The organism is Xanthomonas sp. D-99 (genome assembly GCF_017746145.1).
Taxonomy (GTDB): domain Bacteria; phylum Pseudomonadota; class Gammaproteobacteria; order Xanthomonadales; family Xanthomonadaceae; genus Xanthomonas; species Xanthomonas cissicola.
In genome coordinates this window covers 1-2,569 of sequence record NZ_JAGHWU010000088.1, presented here as the reverse complement: position 1 = coordinate 2,569, position 2,569 = coordinate 1, and the positions used below count along the sequence as shown (strand labels likewise).

At 64.5% G+C, this 2,569-nt stretch carries 3 protein-coding genes; 2 read left to right on the top strand and 1 reads right to left on the bottom strand.

All coding sequences use genetic code 11. The annotated features are described in order from the left end of the window. Window positions 1–131 precede the first annotated feature (131 nt). Both J7360_RS19950 and J7360_RS19945 read left to right on the top strand, forming a co-directional pair. Window positions 132–338, top strand: coding sequence for a hypothetical protein (locus J7360_RS19950; protein WP_057663953.1), 207 nt, complete (start codon window positions 132–134; stop codon window positions 336–338). After that, the gene (locus J7360_RS19945) at window positions 325–1,431 is read left to right on the top strand and encodes a type II toxin-antitoxin system RelE/ParE family toxin (protein ID WP_057663950.1); all 1,107 of its coding nucleotides are present in this window, start codon (window positions 325–327) and stop codon (window positions 1,429–1,431) included. Before J7360_RS19950 ends, J7360_RS19945 begins: the two co-directional genes overlap by 14 nt. A gap of 205 nt (window positions 1,432–1,636) precedes the next feature. Here the strand turns inward: J7360_RS19945 and J7360_RS19940 are convergent, their stop codons facing one another. Next, entirely contained in the window at window positions 1,637–2,125 is a 489-nt protein-coding gene (locus tag J7360_RS19940; RefSeq protein ID WP_057663976.1) for a hypothetical protein, read from the bottom strand. Between the last annotated feature and the right edge of the window lie 444 nt (window positions 2,126–2,569).

The following is a 2,569-nucleotide window of genomic DNA, read 5'->3' as shown; positions in this document are numbered from 1 at the left end:
CTACCCCAGACCGCTGCCGCGCAGGCGCTTGCCGCCTGTCCGGTGAACGCCGCGCGAGGACGCCAGCGCCTGCCACACGCGAACAGGAGCGGCGCGGGTAGACTTGCGCAGTGCTCCCCCACCGCCGTGCCATGTCCGCCATCAAGCAAGACGCCCATATGCTGATCGACACGCTGCCCGAGACGGCTGGATGGGGCGAGGTGGTCCGCGTCGTGACCGACGCCAGTTTCCAGGCCGCGGTGCAGGAAGGGATTGCCGCTGCAGATCAGGGCGCGTTGACGGCTCCGGCACAGATGAGCGCACTGTTCGCCAGATGGGGCGTTGATGTTACGGCGTGACTGGACCGTCCCGGCCGCCACGCAGCTTGCACACGCCCAGGATCACTACCACGCGCTCAACCCGACCGCCGCTGCCGCGCTGGCGCGGCAGGTGCTGGAAGCCACCCGCACGCTGGCCGAGCAACCTGGCCGTGGCCGCGCTGGCCGCGTGCCCGGCACCCGCGAATGGGTGGTCAAGCAAACCCCGTATGTGCTGGTCTACCGCGTGCGCGACGGCGCCCTGCAGGTGTTGCACATCCATCTGGAAGCCGGCGACTGGCTGCCACGCACCGAGCCGCTGATCGAACGCATCGAACCGTGGATTGCCGCGCTGATCAGCGCACTGCTGCACGTGCTGATGTTGCTGATCCTGCTGTCGGCCTCCACCCCCACCATGACCCCGCCGCAGGGCTCGGCCAGCGGTGGACGCATCAAGGTGGATTTCGTCGGCGACACCTCGCAGCCCGATGAGCCGGTGCCCTCGCCTACCCCGGTGCCACCGACACCCACGCCCGTGCAGCCGCCACCGGCTGCCTCGCCGGTACAGTCCACGCTGGTGCGGCAAGCCAAAAATCCGGTGCCGCCGCAGGGCGATACCGCGCAAGGCAGCCTGGCCGAACGCCGCCAGCCGCGTCGCCAGCAACGGCCCACGCCGCCGCAACCGCCCGCCCCCCCGGCGGCATCCGCCCAGCGCCGCCCGGACACCTGGACCGGCCGCCCGCCGGGCATGCTCGACGAACCCGCCGACGGCGCCGAAGACGGCATGGCCAACACCCCCACCATCAGCCAGGGCCGCCGCAACGACCGCAACAACGCCCAGCCCAGCCTGGATATCGGCGGCTTCCAGGTCTATTACGACGTGCGCAGCGAAACCCAGCTACGCGCATGGAAAGAACAAGGCATGCAGGAAATCGCCATCATCCTGCCCGGCACCCAGCAACGCATGATCTGCCCGCTGGATGTCGCGCTCAAACGCGGCTCCAGCAAATGCCGCCTGCTGCCACCGGATTCGCCCGAGCTGAAGTCCATCGGCGACGCGCGCGAGGTCATCAACATGATGGAGGTCTACCGCCAGGGCGAACCGGTCTGGCGTGGGCCGGGGCCGTATCGCTGAGGGGTGGTTGCCCGCCAGACATTGCGGCAGGCGGCCACGCCGCTTGCTCGGATATGGCGTCCCGAACAACGCCACCCGCTCGGCCCATCGCCAGCGCCCTGTGCTGGGCACATCCTGCTCTGTGACGCCGCCGCGCAGAGGTTGGCCGAACGCGCTGAAGCCCTGGTCGGCTGGCCCGTACGGCGGCGACTGGGATGCTGCAACATCAACGCCCCTGGTCCTTTCCAAGCTGGCTGCTCAAGGCTCCCTTGAAGGGCGCCGGATCGCTGGTGACCAGGCAGTTGTAGCGCTTGTCGCTGTTGAGCACGAGCACGGACGACTTGGGCCCCTTGAAATTCAGACCGATCGAGAACAGCACATAGGTATTGGGCAGTGCGCTCGGCCGGAACGCACCAAACGCATACTCGCCAGACAACCCCAACGGCGACAGCGGCACCGTGAGCATCAGCGGCTGCGTGGCAACAGGCGATGGCAGCGACGCCGAAGCGCTCATCATCTTCGACTGCACATCGATGGAATAGGTGGTGGTGACCGCCACTCCCAGGTATTTGGACGTCGGCTCCGCAACCTGCTTGCGACACGCGGCAACATCTTCGGGCTTCTGATCCTGCTGGCCGTTCTGCAGCGTGGCGAAGACATGGCTCAACGTAACCGTTTCCTTCCCGGGCACCGCTGCGGCAACAGCTGCGCTCATGCACAGCGCCATCGCCACAAGCGAGAGGCTGCATGCCGCAAGCGCACAACGACGGTTTTTTTTCTGGATCATTTTGATCACTCCTGAGTGTGAGTTTATGGTGCAAGGACGATCAGCGGCCACGGTTTGTAGTGCGATGTACTGCGCTTTGAAAGAGCACGCAGTGGCATTTGCGAACATCTCAAACAGCAGATAATCGCTTGCGCTTTTGACGATGAGATACGGCGTTGAAGGTGATTCCAGATCTCTATCGATGTTTAATCGATTACTTTCTGGTGCAGCGATTTTGAGTTTCTGCAACATGCCAACCCGACAAATCGTCTCAGCGATTTCGTTACGTGATGCAGTTTTGATTTTCAGAGGAGAACAAACCGGGTTAGGTCGATCGAGCCAGACAACAACTGAGACAGAACGGATCCGTCACTTAGGGAAGGTCTGATCAAC

What these genes read in the sequence shown, in the direction of transcription:
- J7360_RS19945 (WP_057663950.1), top strand. Translation starts at nt 325, where the DNA reads ATGTTACGGCGTGACTGGACCGTCCCGGCCGCCACGCAGCTTGCACAC.
- J7360_RS19950 (WP_057663953.1), top strand. Translation starts at nt 132, where the DNA reads ATGTCCGCCATCAAGCAAGACGCCCATATGCTGATCGACACGCTGCCC.
- J7360_RS19940 (WP_057663976.1), bottom strand. Translation starts at nt 2,125, where the DNA reads ATGAGCGCAGCTGTTGCCGCAGCGGTGCCCGGGAAGGAAACGGTTACG.